Below are 2,191 nucleotides of genomic sequence, written 5' to 3' on the forward strand. Positions count from 1 at the left end.
CCGCGACGAGCTGGTGGTGATCACCGGGCTCTCGGGCTCCGGCAAGTCGAGCCTTGCCTTCGACACGATCTACGCCGAGGGCCAGCGCCGCTATGTCGAGAGCCTCTCGGCCTATGCGCGGCAGTTCCTCGACATGATGGAAAAGCCCGACGTCGATCACATCTCGGGCCTGTCGCCGGCGATCTCGATCGAGCAGAAGACGACCTCGAAGAACCCGCGCTCGACCGTCGGTACGGTGACCGAGATCTACGACTACCTGCGCCTGCTCTTCGCCCGCGTCGGCACGCCCTATTCGCCCGCCACGGGCATGCCCATCGAAGCGCAGCAGGTGCAGGATATGGTCGACCGTGTCATGACCATGGAAGAGGGCACCCGCGGCTACCTGCTGGCGCCGATCATCCGGGACCGCAAGGGCGAGTACAAGAAAGAGTTCCTCGAGCTCCGCAAGCAGGGCTTCCAGCGGGTCAAGGTCGACGGCCAGTTCTACGAACTCGACGAGCCGCCGACGCTGGACAAGAAATTCCGCCACGACATCGACGTGGTGGTCGACCGCATCGTGGTCCGCGAGGGGCTCGAAACCCGGCTCGCCGACAGCTTCCGCACCGCGCTGGACCTGGCCTCGGGCATCGCCATTCTCGAGACCGCGCCCCGGTCGGGCTCGGGAGACGACGAGGCGGCCGCCGAGCCCGAGCGCATCACCTTCTCCGAGAACTTCGCCTGCCCGGTGAGCGGCTTCACCATCCCCGAGATCGAACCGAGGCTGTTCTCGTTCAACGCCCCCTTCGGCGCCTGCCCGGAATGCGACGGCCTCGGCGTCGAGCTGTTCTTCGACGAGCGACTCGTGGTGCCGGACGCGACGCTCAAGATCTCGGACGGCGCCATCGCGCCGTGGCGCAAGGGCAAGTCGCCCTACTTCCTGCAGACCATCGAGTCGATCGCCAAGCACTATGAGTTCAACAAGAACACCCGCTGGAAGGACCTCCCGGCCCATGTCCAGCAGGTCTTCCTGCACGGCTCCGGGGACGAGGAGATCCCGTTCCGTTACGACGAGGGCGGCCGCATCTACCAGGTCGAGCGGGTGTTCGAGGGCGTCATCCCGAACATGGAACGGCGCTACCGCGAGACCGACAGCAGCTGGATCCGCGAGGAATTCGAACGCTACCAGAACAACCGCCGCTGCGGAGCCTGCGGCGGCTACCGCCTCCGCGAAGAGGCTCTGGCGGTGAAGATCGGCAAGACGGGCAGCCTGCTGCACATCGGCCAGGTGGTCGAGATGTCGATCCGCGAGGCCTACGACTGGATCGAAACCGTGCCCGCGGCGCTCACCGGCCAGAAGAACGAAATCGCCCGCGCCATCCTCAAGGAGATCCGCGAGCGCCTCGGCTTCCTCAACAACGTCGGGCTCGAGTACCTGACCATGAGCCGCGCCGCCGGCACGCTTTCGGGGGGCGAAAGCCAGCGCATCCGCCTCGCGAGCCAGATCGGCAGCGGGCTCACCGGCGTGCTCTACGTGCTCGACGAGCCCTCCATCGGCCTGCACCAGCGCGACAACGACCGGCTCATCGGCACCCTGAAATCGCTGCGCGACCAGGGCAACACGGTGATCGTTGTCGAGCATGACGAGGACATGATCCGCCAGGCAGACTACGTCTTCGACATCGGCCCCGGTGCCGGTGTGCACGGCGGGCAGGTGGTGAGCCAAGGCACCCCCGACGCCATCGCCAAGGACCCGGCCTCTCTCACCGGGCAGTACCTCGCCGGCACGCGCGAGATCTCGGTGCCCGCGACCCGGCGCAAGGGCAACGGCAAGAAGCTGACCGTGGTCAAGGCCACCGGCAACAACCTCAAGGAGGTCACCGCCGAGTTCCCGCTGGGCAAGTTCGCCTGCGTCACCGGCGTCTCGGGCGGCGGCAAGTCGACGCTGACCATCGAAACGCTCTACAAGAACGCCGCGATGAAGCTCAACGGCGCGCGCGAGACGCCGTCGCCCTGCGAGACGATCAAGGGCTTCGAGCACCTCGACAAGGTCATCGACATCGACCAGCGCCCGATCGGGCGCACGCCGCGCTCGAACCCGGCGACCTATACGGGCGCCTTCACGCCGATCCGCGACTGGTTCGCGGGGCTGCCCGAGGCCAAGGCGCGCGGCTACAAGCCGGGGCGCTTCTCGTTCAACGTGAAGGGCGGCCGC

Annotated in this window: 1 protein-coding gene; it reads left to right on the forward strand. The window is 67.0% G+C overall.

Annotation, left to right across the window (positions count from 1 at the left end):
* A partial coding sequence (uvrA, locus tag HC022_RS24710) for an excinuclease ABC subunit UvrA (RefSeq protein WP_167454157.1) occupies positions 1 to 2,191 on the forward strand: 2,191 nt, incomplete at both ends.

It is taken from the genome of Salipiger sp. HF18, from assembly GCF_011806505.1.
Lineage (GTDB): Bacteria > Pseudomonadota > Alphaproteobacteria > Rhodobacterales > Rhodobacteraceae > Salipiger > Salipiger thiooxidans.